This window comes from Roseobacter sp., from assembly GCF_045106495.1.
Lineage (GTDB): Bacteria > Pseudomonadota > Alphaproteobacteria > Rhodobacterales > Rhodobacteraceae > Roseobacter.
Map to the genome: position 1 here is coordinate 86,740 of NZ_JBGCEQ010000026.1, position 18,266 is coordinate 105,005.

At 54.5% G+C, this 18,266-nt stretch carries 14 protein-coding genes; 4 read left to right on the top strand and 10 right to left on the bottom strand.

Annotation, left to right across the window (positions count from 1 at the left end; genetic code table 11):
* Positions 1–184: 184 nt before the first annotated feature.
* Positions 185–697 (top strand): CarD family transcriptional regulator, encoded by a 513-nt coding sequence (locus tag AB8B75_RS16815; RefSeq protein WP_187429634.1) that lies wholly within the window; start codon positions 185–187, stop codon positions 695–697.
* Positions 698–746: 49 nt separating this feature from the next.
* On the opposite strand, the gene cobS is transcribed toward AB8B75_RS16815, so the two are convergent.
* On the bottom strand, positions 747–1,508 hold the full coding sequence (gene cobS, locus AB8B75_RS16820; RefSeq protein WP_405363965.1) for an adenosylcobinamide-GDP ribazoletransferase: 762 nt from the start codon (positions 1,506–1,508) through the stop codon (positions 747–749).
* 82 nt (positions 1,509–1,590) lie between these two features.
* On the opposite strand from cobS, the gene cobT reads away from it, so the two are divergent.
* Positions 1,591–2,604, top strand: coding sequence for a nicotinate-nucleotide--dimethylbenzimidazole phosphoribosyltransferase (gene cobT, locus AB8B75_RS16825; RefSeq protein WP_405363966.1), 1,014 nt, complete (start codon positions 1,591–1,593; stop codon positions 2,602–2,604).
* A gap of 44 nt (positions 2,605–2,648) precedes the next feature.
* On the opposite strand, the gene AB8B75_RS16830 is transcribed toward cobT, so the two are convergent.
* Positions 2,649–4,523, bottom strand: coding sequence for a monovalent cation:proton antiporter-2 (CPA2) family protein (locus AB8B75_RS16830; RefSeq protein ID WP_405363967.1), 1,875 nt, complete (start codon positions 4,521–4,523; stop codon positions 2,649–2,651).
* Between the two features lie 26 nt (positions 4,524–4,549).
* Entirely contained in the window at positions 4,550–5,005 is a 456-nt protein-coding gene (locus AB8B75_RS16835) for an Lrp/AsnC family transcriptional regulator (protein WP_405363968.1), read from the bottom strand.
* A 159-nt stretch (positions 5,006–5,164) separates the two neighbouring features.
* On the opposite strand from AB8B75_RS16835, the gene hppD reads away from it, so the two are divergent.
* A complete protein-coding gene (gene hppD / locus AB8B75_RS16840) occupies positions 5,165–6,259 on the top strand; it encodes a 4-hydroxyphenylpyruvate dioxygenase (protein ID WP_405363969.1) in 1,095 nt (364 codons plus the stop codon).
* Positions 6,260–6,348: 89 nt separating this feature from the next.
* Here hppD and AB8B75_RS16845 read toward each other — a convergent pair whose 3' ends face one another.
* On the bottom strand, positions 6,349–8,688 hold the full coding sequence (locus tag AB8B75_RS16845) for a hypothetical protein (protein WP_405363970.1): 2,340 nt from the start codon (positions 8,686–8,688) through the stop codon (positions 6,349–6,351).
* A 156-nt stretch (positions 8,689–8,844) separates the two neighbouring features.
* Here AB8B75_RS16845 and AB8B75_RS16850 point away from each other — a divergent pair, with 156 nt between their 5' ends.
* Entirely contained in the window at positions 8,845–9,534 is a 690-nt protein-coding gene (locus AB8B75_RS16850; protein ID WP_405363971.1) for an SIMPL domain-containing protein, read from the top strand.
* 57 nt (positions 9,535–9,591) lie between these two features.
* On the opposite strand, the gene AB8B75_RS16855 is transcribed toward AB8B75_RS16850, so the two are convergent.
* From AB8B75_RS16855 to AB8B75_RS16880, 6 genes are all read right to left on the bottom strand, one after another.
* Complete coding sequence (locus tag AB8B75_RS16855) at positions 9,592–10,884, bottom strand: O-acetylhomoserine aminocarboxypropyltransferase/cysteine synthase family protein (protein ID WP_405363972.1); 1,293 nt, start codon at positions 10,882–10,884, stop codon at positions 9,592–9,594.
* An 84-nt stretch (positions 10,885–10,968) separates the two neighbouring features.
* A complete protein-coding gene (locus AB8B75_RS16860) occupies positions 10,969–11,976 on the bottom strand; it encodes a hypothetical protein (protein ID WP_405363973.1) in 1,008 nt (335 codons plus the stop codon).
* 1,651 nt (positions 11,977–13,627) lie between these two features.
* Positions 13,628–14,518, bottom strand: a complete 891-nt coding sequence (locus AB8B75_RS16865; protein WP_405363974.1) for an amidohydrolase family protein — start codon at positions 14,516–14,518, stop codon at positions 13,628–13,630.
* Positions 14,515–15,459, bottom strand: coding sequence for a mannitol dehydrogenase family protein (locus tag AB8B75_RS16870; protein WP_405363975.1), 945 nt, complete (start codon positions 15,457–15,459; stop codon positions 14,515–14,517). Before AB8B75_RS16870 ends, AB8B75_RS16865 begins: the two co-directional genes overlap by 4 nt.
* A gap of 293 nt (positions 15,460–15,752) precedes the next feature.
* Positions 15,753–17,405: a Na/Pi cotransporter family protein gene (locus AB8B75_RS16875; protein ID WP_405363976.1), complete on the bottom strand. Its 1,653-nt coding sequence runs from the start codon at positions 17,403–17,405 to the stop codon at positions 15,753–15,755.
* A gap of 28 nt (positions 17,406–17,433) precedes the next feature.
* The coding region (locus AB8B75_RS16880; protein ID WP_405363977.1) for a phosphodiesterase at positions 17,434–18,266 on the bottom strand (833 nt) is incomplete at its 5' end.

The window sequence follows — 18,266 nt, forward strand, 5'->3', positions numbered from 1 at the left end:
TTTTGTGTTATGTTTCTGTCACAGAGAAACAATGGACGAGCATATCGCCGCTTTTTTGGGAAGAGAGCGGCAAAGGAAAATCGACTTAATCACACTTTGGGGGCAAGGCCGCAAGGCTGCCGCTTGGTGTGCTTTTGACTGTCGAATATTTCGATTTGCGCGCCAGGTTGGTAAGGAACACTGAATGACCAAATCGAAGAAACTTGATTTTCGCCCGAACGAATTTGTTGTTTACCCAGCGCATGGCGTTGGTCAGATCATATCGGTCGAAGAGCAGGAAGTGGCGGGTATCTCGCTGGAACTCTTTGTGATTTCGTTTGAAAAAGACAAAATGACGTTGCGGGTGCCGACACATAAGGCAACCGAAATCGGGATGCGTGCGTTAAGCTCACCAGATGTGATCACGCATGCGATGAGAACGCTGAAAGGCAAAGCAAAGGTCAAACGCGCCATGTGGTCACGACGCGCTCAGGAATATGAGCAAAAGATCAACTCCGGTGATTTGATCGCTATTGCGGAAGTCGTGCGTGATCTGCACCGTACGGATGATCAGCGTGAACAGAGCTATTCGGAGCGTCAGTTGTACGAAGCGGCACTTGAAAGGCTGACCCGCGAAGTTGCTGCGGTTGGTGGCGGTGATGAACTGGCCGCTGCCAAGCAGGTTGGAGACGTGCTGGAAAGCCGCGTCGCCGCCTGAACACCCACATAGTTTTGACAAAAACCGCTCCGGGTATCGGGGCGGTTTTTTACGTCAACACAACTATGAAACAGGCCAAAATGCCAAGCTCGGATATTTGCTGGGTAGCGCCTAACACGTCGCCCGTTTGACCTTTGATTTTGATATGTGACAGCACACCAATACAGGCTGCTATAAGCAATGCGGCCAGCAGTCCAAGTAACGCGGGCGCGCCGACACAGGCTGCTGCGAGTGTAAACGCAGTGCCGAGGCCTAAAATCGTTGGGCGTTCACCCGGTCGACCCACGCTATGAGATAGGCCGGTTTGCCGCGCGTGTGGCAGTGCGATCATGAGGCAAGGCATTGCGCTGCGAGACAATGCGGCCACTGCAACGATCGGTAACAGGCCCAGTGGCAGTAGCGTGGCGTAGGCGCTCCAACGCAAACCTGTCACAATGATCAGCGCGAGTAGACCATATGTACCCAAATGGCTGTCTTTCATGACTTCGAGGCGTCGTTTCTGGTCAAAGCCGCCCCAAAAACCGTCGGCGGTATCTGCCAGACCATCCTCGTGCATGCCGCCAGTCGTCAGCATCAATGCAGCCAGCAAAACGCCTGCTGCAAAAGCGGTTGGCAGTCCGAGTGCGGTGAGAAGAAGCGCACAGGACACCGCGATACTGCCCAAAATGGCACCGATCAACGGATAGGCCCACACGGCGCGCGCCGGGTTTGCGAAGGCTGCTTGCGGCAAACGCGGCAGCGGTAACCGGCTGAGCAACAGGCCTGCGACCAAGATGTCCAGAAGCCAAAAAGGTAATCTGTCGGTTTTCATGACTTGGGATGCCGTTCGTGACTTGTGAGTATCGGTTCATTGGGTAATGAGGAGTGTGGGACGTTGCAACTGAGGTATTACAATGACAGCAGCATTTTCCGATTTGGCCGGGTTTCGCGCCCTCTTAGCAACGCTGCCCAGCAGTGACGCGGTAGCTATCGCTGCAGCTCAAGCACGCAATGGGCAGTTGACCAAACCACCCGCTGCTTTGGGCCGACTTGAGGATTTGGCAATATGGTACGCTGGGTGGCGCGGAACTGATCGCCCCCTTGTTTCATCGCCGCAAATCATTGTTTTTGCGGGAAACCATGGCGTTGCGGCACAAGGGGTTTCGGCCTTTCCTCCTGAGGTGACGGCGCAGATGGTGCTGAATTTTGAACATGGCGGCGCGGCCATCAACCAACTGGCGCGCACCTTTGGCGCCAAACTGGACGTACATGCACTCTCTCTGGATCGGCCCACAGCCGACTTTACAAAAAAACCAGCGATGACCGAAGAGGAGTTGTCTGCCGCGTTGCTGACAGGGTGGCAAGCGGTTGACGAAACTGCAGACGTGTTGGTTACCGGGGAAATGGGCATAGGCAACACCACATCAGCGGCTGCACTAGCCACGGCGCTTTTTGGCGGCGATGCGGGCGATTGGACTGGGCGCGGTACCGGCGTGGATGACGCTGGTCTGGTCAACAAAACCCGCGTCGTGTCCGAAGGTGTGGCCCTTCACGGTGGGAAGGGTGATGGATTGGAAATGCTACGTCGTTTGGGTGGGCGCGAATTGGCCGGGATGGCGGGGGCCATCGCGCGCGCGCGCCATCTGCGCATACCGGTCTTGCTGGATGGATTTATTTGCTGTGCCGCTGCAAGCTGTCTGGAAAAGACGGTTCCAGGTGCATTGGATCATTGCGTGGCCAGCCATCTGAGCGCCGAAGGTGCGCATGTTCGGATGCTCGATGCACTTGGCAAAGAGCCGCTTTTGTCACTTGGATTGCGATTGGGCGAGGCTTCTGGTGCAGCATTGTCGCTTGGCGTTTTGAAGGCGGCGGTTGCGTGTCTCAGCGGCATGGCAACCTTTGCCGAAGCCGGTGTCTCAGATAGCTGATCAAAAAGCCTGACTCTCGAAAGATCAAAGGGCGCTGTTGTCAATCAAGCGCTCTTTTTCTCGCTGTCGCGGCTCAAAAACGCCGTTTCCAGTTCCTTTTGCAATTCCTTTGCGCGGGCAAGGTAAGCTTGATTTTGGCTGGTGGGGATGTCGGGATCCCACAGCTGCGCCAGTTCCTGCACGGAATGCCGGTCGTGGTGGTAGAAAATACGCTCTGCTTCCGCCGCTTCGTAGTCGCTGAGTCCCATGTTTTCAAGCACGTACCGGCCTGCCCGCAAGGAGCCATCGAAAAGCTCGCGTACAATGTCATTTGCTCCCGCCTTATACAGCCGGTAAACCTGCGTTCTGTCACGGGCACGCGCCACGATATGCAAGTCAGGGCGGTGCTTTCGCGCATATTCGACCAGTTTGAGCGCTGATTTCTGGTCGTCCAGTGCCACCACAAGAACGCGAGCGGTTTCAAAGCCGGCAGCCCTCAGAATTTCTGGACGTGTGGGGTCGCCCAGAAACCCTTTGAAGCCAAAGCGGCGCATAACCGCGATCGTTTCCATGTCGTGGTCCAACACCACCGTGTTAAAGCCGTTTGCCTGAACCAAGCGGTTGACGATTTGCCCGAAGCGCCCTATCCCCGCAATGATGACGGGGCCTTCGATGTCAATCTCATCGTCGGGCTGTTGTACGTGGGTATCCTTGGTCCATTTGGATAGAAGGTCATAGAGTATGAACAACAGTGGTGTAATCAGCATTGAAATTGAGATCACGAGCAGGAGTGTTTCTGCCACGTTCCGCGGAATAACCCCTTGAACCACGGAAAAGGAAACAAGTACGAAGCCAAATTCGCCCGCCTGGGCAAGCGCCAAAGTGAAGAGCCAGTGATCCTTGCCCTTGATCTTGAACGCGCGGCCAAGGACATAGAGTATTAGCCCTTTGATCAGGATGACCAACAGGGCCATAGCGACAATACCCAACACGTTGTCAAAGAGCAGAGCGAAGTTGATGCCTGCGCCAACTGTAATGAAAAACAGACCCAAGAGCAGACCCTTGAAGGGTTCAAGGTCGGTTTCCAACTCATGGCGGAACTCGGAGCTAGCCAGAACTACTCCCGCCAGGAAAGCGCCAAGGGCAGGGGAGAGACCTACCAGGGTCATCAAAAAGGAAATACCGACAACGATCAGCAAAGCCAGCGCTGTATACATTTCGCGCAAGCGGGCCGCGTGAATGTAGCGAAAGAGCGGGCGCGTCAGAAAAATTCCTGCCAGTACTACTGCCACAATCGCGCCGATTGTGGCGAGTGTGACCCCCCAACCGGGCAACCCTTCGATCAGAGACAGGCTCTGGTGTCCGGTGTCATGTCCCTGAGCTTCCGCGCGCTGTATGGAGCCGTCTGTCGACAGCTGCAACGGGATGGTACCCGCCAATAGCGGCAAAAATGCCAGGATCGGAATGACTGCGATGTCCTGCGTCAGGAGTACGGAAAACACCGAGCGCCCTCCGTTGGTTTGCATCAGTCCTTTTTCCGACAGGGTTTGCAGAACAATCGCTGTCGAGCTCAGAGACAAGGCCAGGCCGATGGCCAAAGCGACACCCCAGGGCTGGTGATAAGCCATGGAAATGCCCATGATCGCCAAAGTGCTGAGGACCACCTGCAAGCCTCCCAGACCAATCAGGCGGTGACGCATGTCCCACAGGGTCCGGGGTTCCAGTTCCAAACCAATCAAAAACAGCATCATGACGACGCCAAATTCGGCGAAATGCTGGAGGTCTTCTGTTTCCGCCCCGACGAGACCCAGTACCGGCCCGATCATGATCCCAGCGGCGAGATACCCCAATACCGATCCCAGACCTAAACGTGCCGCGATGGGCACTGCGATCACGGCGGCAGCAAGGTAAATGGAAGCTTGGAACAGGAAACTTTCCATCTAAAAGACTTCTCCTCCTTTTAGGACTACGTGGGCAGAGGCCCGTCGGATTTCAATTGATCCATGACGATCTGGCTATGGACTCGCGCTACAGCAGGATGCGGTAGCAATATTTCGTGAATCAGTGCATTCAGTGCTGGCAAGTCAGCGCAATACACACGCAGAAGATAGTCCGCATCACCCGTCATTGTCCACGCGCTCATGATCTCCGGCCGGGTATTTACGAGCCGGGCGAAACTCTTGGAATGTTCGGGCCCATGCATGTTCAGGTGAACTTGAACAAACCCTTGAACAAATAGGCCCAGGCGCGCCGGGTCAAGCCGTGCGACATAGGCGCGAATGTATCCTTCGACCTCCAACCGCTGCCGTCTGCGACCGGCCTGACTGGGCGATAGATTGAGTGTTTCTCCCAATTGTTGCGCCGTGAGGTGAGCGTTCCTTTGCAAAGCTTCAAGAAGGCGCGTGTCGATATCGTCCAACATGATGCACTTTTCCCGCATGAATATCGATAATAATGCGTACTATGCGCGAAAATTACTAATAAATTAGCCGATTTTGCGCAAATAACTCACCGAAAGAGGTGTAATTTGCATATTAATCGTGCGGATGACGCGCGAATCCCCTTTTTGCAGGATTTTCCAATGGGTCCTTTTCCGCACGATGCCCCGAAATCGATCATTTCATCCGACAACCCGGTTGGTACAGATGGGTTTGAATTTGTGGAGTTCGCGCATCCTGAGCCGCAGGAGTTGAGGGATCTTTTTGCACGTATGGGTTACGCGCATGTGGCCAACCATAAGACCCGTCAGATCGAACTCTGGCAACAAGGCGACATTACGTATGTGCTGAATGCCGACCCAGACAGTTTTGCAGCTCGCTTTGTGGAGGAACATGGACCTTGCGCGCCTTCTATGGGGTGGCGCGTTGTGGACGCCCAGCAGGCATTCGACCACGCAGTTTCCAAGGGTGCTGCACCGTATGAAGGTGCGGGAAAGGCCTTGGATGTACCTGCGATTGTGGGGATTGGCGGATCATTACTTTATTTTGTGGATCAGTATTATGACACCAGCCCTTACAATGAGGACTATGATTGGATTGCCCAATCGAAGCCAGCCGGTGTCGGATTCTATTATCTCGATCACCTGACGCATAATGTGCACAAAGGGAACATGGACAAGTGGTTCCGGTTCTACGGCGACCTGTTCAATTTCCGTGAAGTCCGGTTTTTCGATATCGAAGGTAAATTCACAGGGTTGTTGAGCCGGGCCTTGACGTCGCCGTGCGGTCGCATTCGTATTCCAATCAATGAGGACCGTGGCGAAACCGGGCAGATCGTATCCTATTTGAAGAAATACAATGGAGAAGGTATCCAGCACATCGCGGTCGGCTCGCATGATATTTATGACAGCACCGACGAGATTGCCGCGCGGGGTTTGAAATTCATGCCCGGTCCACCAGAAACATATTACGCGCTGAGCCATGATCGCGTCGTTGGGCATGAAGAGCCGATCAACCGGATGAAAAAAAACGGAATTTTGATTGATGGCGAAGGCATTGTCGGCGGTGGCGAGACCAAGGTCTTGTTGCAGATCTTCTCCAAGACAGTCATTGGCCCGATCTTCTTCGAGTTTATTCAACGCAAAGGCGATGATGGTTTCGGGGAGGGTAATTTCAAAGCTTTGTTTGAGAGCATCGAACAAGAACAGATCGATTCAGGTGAGCTGGCAGCTGAGTAGCGGCGGCTTCTCGCCTGCTTAGCGGCGTGGCACATTAATGGAGGCCGCATTCCTCGGGGGTCTTGTGACCGCGCTTAGGAAAGCAGGGCTCAGCTTTTGGGCATTTTGAGGACGATATTTCGCCCGCTTTTCTGATACCGCAGCTCACCTTCACCAATCGCTGAAATGCGACCGCCATCGATGCGGTCACCGACCTTTACTTTCTTGTACCGCCCGTTTGCCAAACGCACCAATGCGCGCCGTTGAGAAGGCGCGCCATAGACACCGATCAGGTTAACTTTTCTAAGGTTGATCGCATTGCTGACCGTTGCTTCGCGCGTGACAGATGCGCTGGAGGGGATCTTTGGTTTGACGATGGTGCGTGGGGCGATGCTGGCAGCGCCTGAGGCGGCAGAAGACGCCGCCGCCTTTTGCGAGCGTGCCACAATCTGGTTCAGATTGCTCGGTCGCATGATCGGGCGCACTGTCACAACAGATCTCGTATTGGCGTCTGTTGAGTTCTGTTCAGACAAGGGGCGCGCGTTGTTTTCCAACGGCACAAGGCTGGCGGATGCCACACTGGCATCGGCGGTCGTAACCCGCGCCGGCCGTGGCGGCGGACGGATTTCTGCAAGCTTAGACCGAGCCGGGTTGTCTGGGAGCGCGCCCTCTTTCTTTTCGACAATGCCTGAGTCATTCGGACGAAGACGTGGCCGGACAGTCACGAGTTTTGGGAAAGCTGAGGCGGCCGTTTCTTCACTGGCGATGGTAGCTTCAGCCGCGCCATCTTCTTCAGGGCGGGTAGGGTCGACTGTCGACGGTTGCGTACTACCGGCTGCGATCGTTCCTGGTGCGATGCCGGCCACCAAGTCACGGTTATTGGGTGTGGGCGATGCTCCTGGAGCCGCAGGGGAACTAGGCGCATCAATGACAATGTCGCGATTGACCGCTTCGATTTGAGGCAAGGCGACGGCATCATTAGTCGGCTCAACTGGGTCGATATCAATGACGTAAAGATCTTCGAGATCGACTTGGGGAGCTGGGTGATGCACTTCGGGTGCAAGAGGCCATATTCCCGTGACCGCATATCTTGCGCGAAAATCATCCGGAGTTTGCGGCGCCGTTTGGGTTTGGCCGTCATCCTTTAAGAGAGGCGCGCGCAATGCATTTAGCACGGCTTCGTCTTCATCCGAGAGACTGGGGTCAAGAGACACCACGTTCGGCTCGTTGGCGGTTTTATCCGAGCTGTCCCTTGTTTTCGGATTGGGCTCCAACACGGGCGGCGCTACCTGAATAGCCGTCAACTCAACGGCGTTTTCGTCGCTGCTGCCAAACAAACCTGCGATGGTATCTGGCAACTTTCCGGAAGCGAAGGTGCCGACGCCAACCGACACCACGACAACCATCGCGGTCAATGCGAGGATCAGTGGAGAGGGCCCGCGCCCCTTGGAGGATTTCGTGCGTTCGCCAAAGACGGTCAGACGTTCTGCTTCATCTGCAAAGGTCTTTGTCGGCTCAGGGTTGATTAGTTGAGAACCAATACGAACAGATTTTGGCTTTGGCGTAAACGGTTCTGGATCCGGTTCCGCAAACCCACCGATCAATGGCGATCGTTGTCGAAGAGCCGGCTTGTCAGATGTTCCTAATTGACGTTGTCGTTTGCTGGCGAACTTAGGTGAGGTTGCATTGGTTCGGTGCATTGAATTGTGCGGAGCTGCAGCGCTTGGCATCTCTGGTGCGGCTTTGCGCAGGCTATCCATGGCATCGCTCAGCTTTATCCGTTTTTCTTCTTCGCTTGCCTTTCCTTTGGACTTTTTTACCCGCGCTCTGGTCATTTTGGTCTTGGCGGGCACAACAGCCTCGGTCGCGTCGGTTTTAGCGACTGGACCATCTGGAATGGACAGATCGCCGATCACGACAATGGCAACGCCATCAGGTTCCACAGTGGTGCCATCTGCCAGCAGCGCGCGTGTGGCTTTGGTCGGCCCGAAATATGGTTCGCCCAGGTAGGCGTTTTCGTGTGGGGTTGCGACGAAGCAAACAGGGTGAAACCTGTGCTCTTCTGCAAAAGCTTCCGCCTCAGCGAGTGTGGTATGCGCAACGGCTGCAACATGGCTTACATCACCATCACAGCTCACATCAAAAGCCAGCTCATCAATACTGTAAGGCGTGGATTCTTCGAGGGCAAAAGCGGCCATATCGCGCCGCTGGGCCATGTCCATATCCGGCGTATCGATGCTCACATAACGGACATGTTGGTTCGGGATAACGACTTTGCAGCGAATTCCATCAGGCGAAAGCGCAGAAGCCGTTTTGCGCAAAACCGCAAGGTCCGATTTAAACGTGGCAGAACGTAGCGAGACCTCGCCAACCAAACGCCATCCACCCGCCGCCCGCAACAGCAGCCGGATGCAATCAGATGTTAAAGACAACGCAAAATTTGGTTTCATGACTTGGATTTATCAGCCCGTTGACGTCTTGGACAGATGGTTAACACTCGTTTGAGTATACAGCAGGTGCTTGCAGAGGAAAAGTGAACATGGTCTTAAATGCTTGCTCTGGTGGTACCAGAAGTGTCAGGTAACCTCTGTTCAAGGAGAATGGCGATGAAACTTGTTCTGCAAGCAGTGATGGTTTGGATCTGTGTGACATGCGCGGTCGCGGCGCAAGATATGCGCGTGATTACCACGCAGGGATGGGGAGCCGTCGAAACCGCGCCCGATATGGCGACGATACGGGTTGGCGTGACCCACGAAGACCCAGAAGCTACGGCAGCAATGGCGGCAACTTCGGCAGGTGTCAGTGCGGTTTTGGCGCGGCTCTCGGACGCTGGTATTGCGTCACGCGATGTGCAAACCAACAACATCTCTCTGCAACCGGTGTGGTCAGGCCGGGGTGCCAATAATACGGCACCGGCAAAAATAACCGGTTTTGCCGCCAGCAACACCCTGACCGTGCGGGTGCGCGATCTAGCGGCGCTCGGTGGCATTCTTGATCTTATCGTGAGCGACGGCGCCAACACGTTCAATGGTTTGTCTTTTGGCTTGCAAGAGCCAAAACCCGCAGCGGATGCTGCCCGCGCTGAGGCGGTTCGCGATGCGATTGATCGCGCTCAGCAATTGGCGGACGCCGCTGGCGTGACGTTAGGACCGATTCAATCGATCAGCGAGCAGGGTGGCATGGCGCGGCCCCAAATGATGGAAATGGCCGCCGCGCGCCAGATGGACGCGCCTGTCGCGGCCGGTGAACTCACTGTCACGGCGCAGGTCAGCATCGTCTTTTCGATTGCCGAGTAGGACGCGGCTCAAAACTTTGGAAAAGCGGCGCTCGTAGAACGCCGCCTTGTTGCAGGGTCAGCTTGTTGCTTTTGCCAAAGCTTGATCGAGATCTGCAATCAAGTCATCCGCATTTTCTGTTCCGATGGACACCCGCACAACACCGGGGCCTGCACCTGCGGCCTCTTGCTGTTCCGCCGTCAATTGTCGATGTGTGGTTGATGCCGAGTGGATCACAAGGCTGCGGGTGTCTCCTAGGTTGGCCACGTGACTGAAAATCTCCAGTGCATTCACAAATTTCACGCATGAATCGTAGCCCCCCTTGATGGCGAAGGTGAAGAGCCCCCCAGCGCCTCGTGGGCAGATCTTCGCGACGCGCGCATTGTAGGGCGACGACTTCAGTCCAGCGTATGTCACATAGTCAATGCGCGGATCTTTCTCCAACCAAGCTGCGAGCTTCTCGGCATTCTCAACATGGCGATCCATTCGCAGCGAGAGCGTTTCCGTGCCCATCAAGGTATAATGTGCCGCCTGCGGGTTCATGGTCATGCCCAAATCTCGCAGCCCGATGGCGATGGAATGAAAAGTAAAAGCCATCGGCCCAAAGGTCTCATGGAATTTCAAACCATGATAGGCGGGTTCAGGTTGGCTGAGTGAGGGGAATTTGTCATTCGCAGACCAATCGAACTTGCCCGAGTCCATGATACAACCGCCCGTTACAGTGCCATTGCCTGTCAGGTATTTGGTCGTCGAATGGACCACCAGCGTGGCGCCGTGTTCAATTGGGCGGCAAAGATACGGCGTCGCGGTGGTGTTGTCCACAATCAGCGGAATGCCAGCTGCGTCCGAAATCTTGGATACCGCGTCCAAATCGGTGATGTAGCCGCCCGGATTGGCGATGGCTTCGCAAAAGATCGCCTGCGTGTCGTCATTGATCGCGGTCTTGATCGCGTCAAGGTCGTCGAAGTCAACAAAGGTTGCCTCCCAGCCAAACCGCTTGATCGTGTGTGAGAACTGAGTGACCGTTCCCCCGTAAAGTCGCGTTGAGACAACAATGTTCTTGCCCGGCGCCATGAGCGGAAACAGCGCCATGATTTGAGCAGCATGCCCGGACGAACAGCATGCGGCACCAACACCACCTTCCAGCGTGGCGATGCGTTCTTGCAGCACGGCAACCGTCGGGTTTGTGAGCCGGGAATAGATGAAGCCCACTTCTTGCAGGTTAAACAGTGCTGCCGCATGTTCTGCGTCCCGGAACACATAGGCTGTTGTCTGGTAAATGGGTGTTTGCCGGGCACCGGTTGCCGGATCAGGCTGCGCGCCTGCGTGGATTTGCAAAGTGTCAAAGCCGTAGCTGGGGCCGTCTGTCATGGGGTTCCTCCTGAGGACTTGTTTGCGCATATCGTTAGGCCAAGGGGGCCATGCATACAAGGGCAGGCGGCTTAAGTTACCGGTTCAGCGCATCCAGAAACCGTTTGATTTGATCCGGTTGCGAATGGTCGCTTCGCGGCGGGGCAGGTCGTCCTGATCAAAGAGCGCGCGTACTTTGGCGCCGCGACCTTGATAGACATTACGTTTTATTGGGTCGTGCTGCTTGAGTATTTTTTTCAACTTGTTGGGGGCAGCGACTTCTTCGAGAACTTTGATCACATTGTCATTTTCTCGGGCATAGAGCAGCGGAAACATCCGGTAATGACAGGTCACAGATCCATCCAGTAGACCGGCTGGCAACGTGTCGCGTCCGCCTCCCAAAGCGTGAATGACGAGGGGCAAGGCAATTTGGTCCAGCCAGGGATGTAATTCCTGCGCGCATAGGGCCGCAGGCGGGTCGTCGCGGATCGCCACCGAGTATTCCCGAAACAGATTACCGAAGCCATGCGGGCATTCGTAAAAGAAATAACCGGCGTTGAAATAGAGATATTTTTCCCAATGTTCGTCCGGCTGATCCGGGTCCAATGAGGTGGCGAAATCCAAGCCGAACTTTTCGTAGAGCGCGCGCCAAATTTCTGAATAACTGGGTCCATACAGCTGAGGTTTAGGCCAAGTGCTCTCTCGCCGCATAGAAGCAGTCGGCCGCGAAAAATCAAATGGCACGGTGGTCAAATCACCGGTGACAAGAGTGTCAGTGTCAAAAAATACGAAGGGTTCCCCTTTGGGCAATGCGGTGAGCATCTCGATCTTGTTGCCATAGGGATAGTCCGCGCCAAAGTGACTGCAATCAAAAGGTATGATTTCAGCGCCGAAGGATTCAAACATTTGTAAGGCCGCCGGATCTGACACGCGCGGGTCGCGCGACCAAAGGGGGCCGGGATTTGGTTGGGTAACAAGCAATCGACCCGAAAAATTTGGACTGCAATGCCGCAGTGAAGCTGCGAACAACAAAGCTTCGTATGTCAGGCGCCCCTTTTGGGCGACAATAACAACATTGAAACAGTCGTTCGGATCTTGAGCCGTTTTGACCATCTAAATTTGCGCCTTTCAGCTTTTCGACAACCATAGGTATAATCCCATTGTGCCTAAAGCAAATTGCGGTGTGAGGCACTCGTTCTTCGGAGCATATAGATGTTACCGCTGCATTCGCCCGGCTTTGGATAAAGCGAGACTACGCCTTTGTGCAACTGCCTTAGAAAAATGCTTTGCCACAATGACTTAATACCAACTCAAATTCTCGGCGGGTGGAGTGAATGAAATTGGCTCCATGCTATTTTCTTTCTCCAGTTGGTAAGTGATCTTAGCTAAGAAGAGGCTACCTTCAGGGGGTTGCCGTCTTGACCTTGATTGCGGGAGTGTCCTTGTTTCGCTTGCGCGGGCTGATATTTGATATGATGTCGTGACAAACGATATAAGCCACGAATTGTTGGATGTTTTTGAAATTAATAGGAAATGAGCCAAATCGAGACGGGCCAATGCAACACTTTTTCGATATCGGCCAAAAATGGTGCGTTTGACGGTTTTACAACCCGCATTTTCAGTGCACATTTCACCGATCGCTGAGACATTGTAACCCAAAAACAATTTGTTGAGGGTGCCGAAGTTGCGATCCTCGGTTTTTGAAACTGTGAGCATTTAGACGCGGCAGTTACTGTTCTACGCTGGAGAGGGACTTTCCCTATACTAACGATCCTGTAGCCCACTTTGTTTGGGGTGGAAGCCCGTTTGGCAGAACTAATGGCATTTTCGACCGGTATAATTGCCTGCCTTACAGGGTTAATTCACATCTCCGCAAAATGACCGAATAGGGCAATTTGTGCCTCTGTTGTTCCATTGCGTTGCTGCCATCTTCTTGAAAAGCGTGGCGCCATAAGGCTGCGTGCACCTTTGCAGATGATGCTGTTTCTATTTGTTCTTGTCTTAGGCATGGCTCCAATAATCGCTCCGGCATAGAGGCACTGGAAGGCGACCACAAACCTTACCCATTGTCCCACAAAGCTCAATCCCTCCTATTAGTCGTCGCAAGGCTTGAGTTCCATCCGGGATTCGAAAGTTCTTTCCATCGGTGTAGTCAATTGGACATGCTCGTCCCGCAAGTCAGAGGCGAGGCGTTCGTTGACTTCAATGAAGCGGCTTTGCTTGAAGCATCCTTTGCGTTTTCAAGTCGAAAACTGGGTAATCTTAATTGGCGGATGTTACTCCGCTGTGCGCAGAACAGCTTTTTCTTTCAGTTGCCGCTTGGCTGATGGATATTCAGGTCAAAAATGAAACGTCGTGATCATGGAAGCTACTCGTCTTTCGAACAAAGGACTTAAAACGACGCCAATTCCGATCTATGCTGCGCCCCGCATTTAGTTGGAGACGTTCATCGCGTAGTTTGCTGCGCGCTCATGAATGCACGGGTTGTGTCGATCAGATTTTCCAGCTCGGTTCATAACCACTGTACATGAATTTTTCGCGATGCTGCGGTGCGCTTTTCACTTCGTACTTTCGCCGCGCCTGCAAAATTCTAAGCGGACCGAATTCATAGCGATCGGTACCTTACGTCGCTTCTGAGGTGTGTCGCGGAACGGGTACGAACGCTAAATCGGTCATTGGAGAAAATTGGAGAAGGATACAGCGAACGAAGTCTCTGAGCACATTTTTTAGCAATTCGTAAGATCCTGAAAACGACAGTTTCTCTTCACTGTTGTTGTCGAGCAGGAGCAGCCGTTATCGGCGGAAAGTCGAAGAGCTCCTCCGGGTTGTCTACTAAGGCCAGGTGCCGCGCAGCATCATTCGGGAGCCAACTCAAACTGGTGTCCAAAAGCCTTGCATCATTTGGGTAGTCCGCAGTTGTCTGGGCAAAGTTGTGAGGGAAATTAGTGCCCCATATGATGCGCTCTGGTGCGTAGTCAGCAATGGCCCGGGCGATCGCAGCAATGTCCGCGTAGTCAGGGCCGCCAGAACGCGACGACTCATAACAGCCTGAAAACTTGAACCAAACGTTTCCGCCGTCGATCAGGCGCTTGACCATGTCCACCTCGGACCCGTCGGGTTGAGCGCCCCGGAAGAACTTTCCATGGTGGTCGAGCACCCAACGTGACCTTATGCGCGAAAGATTTTCGAAATGGTCCACTATGTCTGAACCGTTGAACTGCACCGCAAGCATCCAGCCAGCATCGGCGGCCTTTGCGTCAACACCCGACAAACCGTTCAATCCGACTGCCCCGCCGGGTAAATCCATGATGCGCGCGCCGCGAACCCCGCAAAGATGCAGTGTTTCGATCTCTTGGTCGGATGTGCTTGCGTCTATGACCGCGACGCCGCGTGCGCATGTTCCCATTGCCTCCAGGCAGGAAAGCAGGTTTGAATTGTCGAACTGGTGCGCATTTCTTTGAGTCACCACCAGGCGCTCGATACCGAGCCACGCCATCACTTGCTGGTATTCACACGGCCCCGGCAGTGCAGGCGGCAGGTCTGGTCCCCCCGGTTGCGCAGGAAAACCGGGGAGATAGAGGTGGAGTTGTGTGTCAATGGCACCGGGTGGCATCACCGTCTTTGGCTTTGATCCGGTGTAGCGTCGTTCGATCATGTGATGTAGCTCGCACTCATTTCGGTGCCTTTTGCCGCCAGCCGTTCATATGCAACCAGAACGCCGTTGCGCGTAACAGGAGCGACGCTTGGACCCAAGGCTGCCACAGCCAGGAAGAGACCATCGCATGATTGCCCATCCGCCACATTGTCGGCAATCGTGTCAAGGATACGCTGCGGCAGTTTCTGACAGCCATCCATTGCGATTTGCCACGTCCTGTGGCGGATGGCAGGGTTGGCATAGCGGGCCAGAAACTCATCTGCATAATACTGCAAATCGACACCTTCGGGCGGCTCAAGCGTTGGAATGATCTCGCTTGCCCAGACCTTGCCTACCAAGGCGTTTAAGACCGGGTTGACGACTGTGTCGGCGATGGTTTCGTGACCTGCCAGATAGGCCACCGCCGAGTGCGTGCTATTCAGCATCCTGATCTTCATGTACTCAAATGGCGCAACATCATTGACCATTTGCACGCCCGCGATTTTTTCGAATGCGGGGCGGTCATCGTCAACAAAGTTGTACTCGATCACCCACTGAAGGAAGGGTTCATAGAAGACCGGCACTTGATCGAGATTACCCGTCTCGGACGCCAGGGTTGCGATGTCGTCTCTTGTCGTTGCGGGTACGATCCGGTCGAACATGGTCGAAGGGAAGCGCGCTTTGTCGGCGATCCAAGTGGCCAACGAAGGATCAATCAACTCGACCAGCCCGATCACTACATCGCGTGTGATCCGGCCATTGTCTGGTAAATTGTCACAACTCAGGACCGTGAAGGGCCTGAACCCGGCACGACGGTGCTCCTGTAGCCCGCGAACGACAAAACCAGCGGTGCTGCGTGGTGTTGCATTGTTGGCGTCGTGTCGCACATCAGCGTGATCCTGGTCCAATGCGCCGGTGCTCGGAATATGGCAATAGCCCTTCTCGGTCACTGTTAGCGACACGTTGCGGGTCGTCGGACACGCCACACGTCGATCATCTTGACCTGCACCTCAAAGACTAAACCCTGTCACGGGAAAAAAGGTTAAGCCGCCATTCGTCCAGGTCGCAGCAAAAGGCGTGTTTGAGCCCAATCTGTGAGTTCGGTTTTCTCGCCACACGCGCTCGCCGCACAACTTATGCTGCAACTGCTTAAATTACTGTGCCGCAATTCAGCGAGTAAACCAGTCATTCATACGGGCTACTGCAAGGAAGACAGCCCTTGTACACAAGGCGGACAAAGGTCTCTCGAGTTCCTTCAGACCAATCTGCTTTTCAATAAATCACCGGACTTTAACAAGATCGGATAGCCAACCATTGAAAATGCCGTATTGACCTGCTTCAGGGCGCGCAAGGTTTCTTGGTGGATGTTGCTGGTTTCGATACTTTCGGCCAAACCTTCACGTAGGCGGCCAATGTGATTGCGCTGTAGCTTCTGTTCAACCTTACGGACCTTTTCCTTTGCTGCAACAAGCTCGCGGGCCTCGGCAGGATTCTGGTTCATCATGACGTTCAGCGCCAATTGTACATTGCTTTGAACCCGGTCGGAAAAGTCGCCAATTTCGATCCGACCTTGGGGGGAAAACTGGAGCTTCTGTGCGTCGAGCCGCTTGGCCAGTTCCAGCATGACCCTTGCGATCGCATCAGACGCGGAATCAAGGCTCGATGAAATCGACGCAAGCTCCATTGACCGCCGGCCAAATTCTTCATCCAGCCCAGTCTGACCCAGCTTCGCGAGGTAAAGCTTCACATCAAGGTGCATCTGTTTGATCGTCGCGTCTTGATCGCTGATCGTTCTCGCAGCTGCAGTGTTCCAAGTGTCATAGAGCGGTTCGACCGAAATCAGCATATGTTCGATTTTCTGGCCCATCCCGAGCAGCTCTCGCGCGGCACAATCGAGGCCACGCTGGGGCCGTTCCAACGCGGTTGGATCGAGAGCTGAGACCACCGCAAGCGGGTTATCCTCAGAAACCTTGTCCGGCATCAAAGGCATCAGCAAAGATGTCAGCACCCCGACAAAGGGCAAGGCGATGACAGCAAGCACCAGATTAAACACAAGATGTGAATTGATGGATTGGCGGGCCGGTGTCGCCCCTAAACGATCCAGCAGATCGGGCATTGCCGATATTAAAAAGGTCACCACAATCGCACCACCGCCACGCAAAACAAGGTTTGCAACGATCATGCGGCGCGATGACAAGGGGGCCGACAACGTTAGAACGTAGGCAATGAGAGCACCGCCCAGATTTGCACCAAGGATCATGGCGACGGCTGCTGGAACTGGTAAAACGGCCTGTGCAGCCAACGTGACGAACAACAGCACCGCCGCCACGCTAGAATGAACGATCCACGCAAACCCAGCACCCAAAACAAATGCTGTCAGCAGATCCCGTCCAAGATAGGCCATGACAGTCTGTGTGGCGGGATTATCAACCAACGGCCCAGTCGCCGCACGGATCATATCCAGAGATACAAAAATCAGGGCAAGTCCGATCAGAATGCGGCCAACTTGGCGGGTGCTTCCATGGGCACGTTGAAAAATCGCAACGCCAACCAGCAACAAAATCGGGATCAGGATCGGCTGACGCACCATCAAAAGCTGCGTCACAACGGCCGAACCCACATCCGCGCCCAGCAAAATTGCCAAACCAACTGCTGTCGCCAGCCCACCTTTGGCCACAAAATTCGATACCAAAACTGCCACCGCAGTCGAGCTTTGCAGGAATACCGCAGCCCCCATCCCCGTGGCCGCCGCCAGCAGGCGGTTCTTGGCGGAATGACGCAACCAGAACCGTAAGGGGGCCGCAAAGCCGCGCTCGACCCCTGTTCGGACCAATCGGACAGCCCAGATCAGCAGCGCTGCTGCCCCGGCTATTTGAATCAGGAATTGAATCGGGTGTGGGTCGTCCACAGGCCACGCTTTCTGTCAGAGAAATAGGTTAGAACGGAAATGGGCCGGGACCGGTATCAGGTCCGATCCGAATGGTTTGAAACCCACCGTCCCAAGTATGCAACACGCACCCGTCCTCAAGGGTCATAAACCCCACGGGGGCGTCAGGCCGGCGATCATAGGCGAACGTAGAACACGGTGATGGGGCAGAAATTGCGATATGGCCCCCCACATCCGCAACCATCATAGAATGGATATGACCGCAGACAATCCGCAACGGGCCAGTGTGGTCGGACACAACATCGCGAAAGGCCGCACGGTTGGTCAGGCCGATGTCGTCCATAAAATTGATACCTGACCGAAACGGTGGATGGTGAAGCGACAACAACGTAGGCGTCTCATTGCCTTCCGCCAGCGCGGTTGTCAAAAACTCCAAAGACTGCGCGGAAAGCGTGCCTTTGCCCGATCCCTCGACCAGTGTATCCAGCCCAATGATCTTGAGGTCGCCAACCTGCGTAACCCAGTCAAGGGGCCCATCCTGCGTAAACTGGTCAGCAAACGCCGCCCGCATCGGTCCGCGGGCGTCATGGTTTCCGGGAATTACCAGTAGCGGCAAATCAAGCGGAGCAAGTATAGCTTTGAACCGCTCATAGCTTTGCGCGCTGCCATCATCGCTCAGGTCGCCGCTGATCAAAACAACATCGATCGCGCCGATCTGATTGCGGACAGACTGGATCCTATCAATCAAGCGCGCCAAAGCCGCAGCAGTATCCAACCTGTCTGAAACTAGCGCGCCTTCACGCACAATATGCGTGTCCGTGATTTGAAGGATCGTGGTCATTTGATCCCTGCACGCAGGAACGCTTGTACGAACTGGCGTTG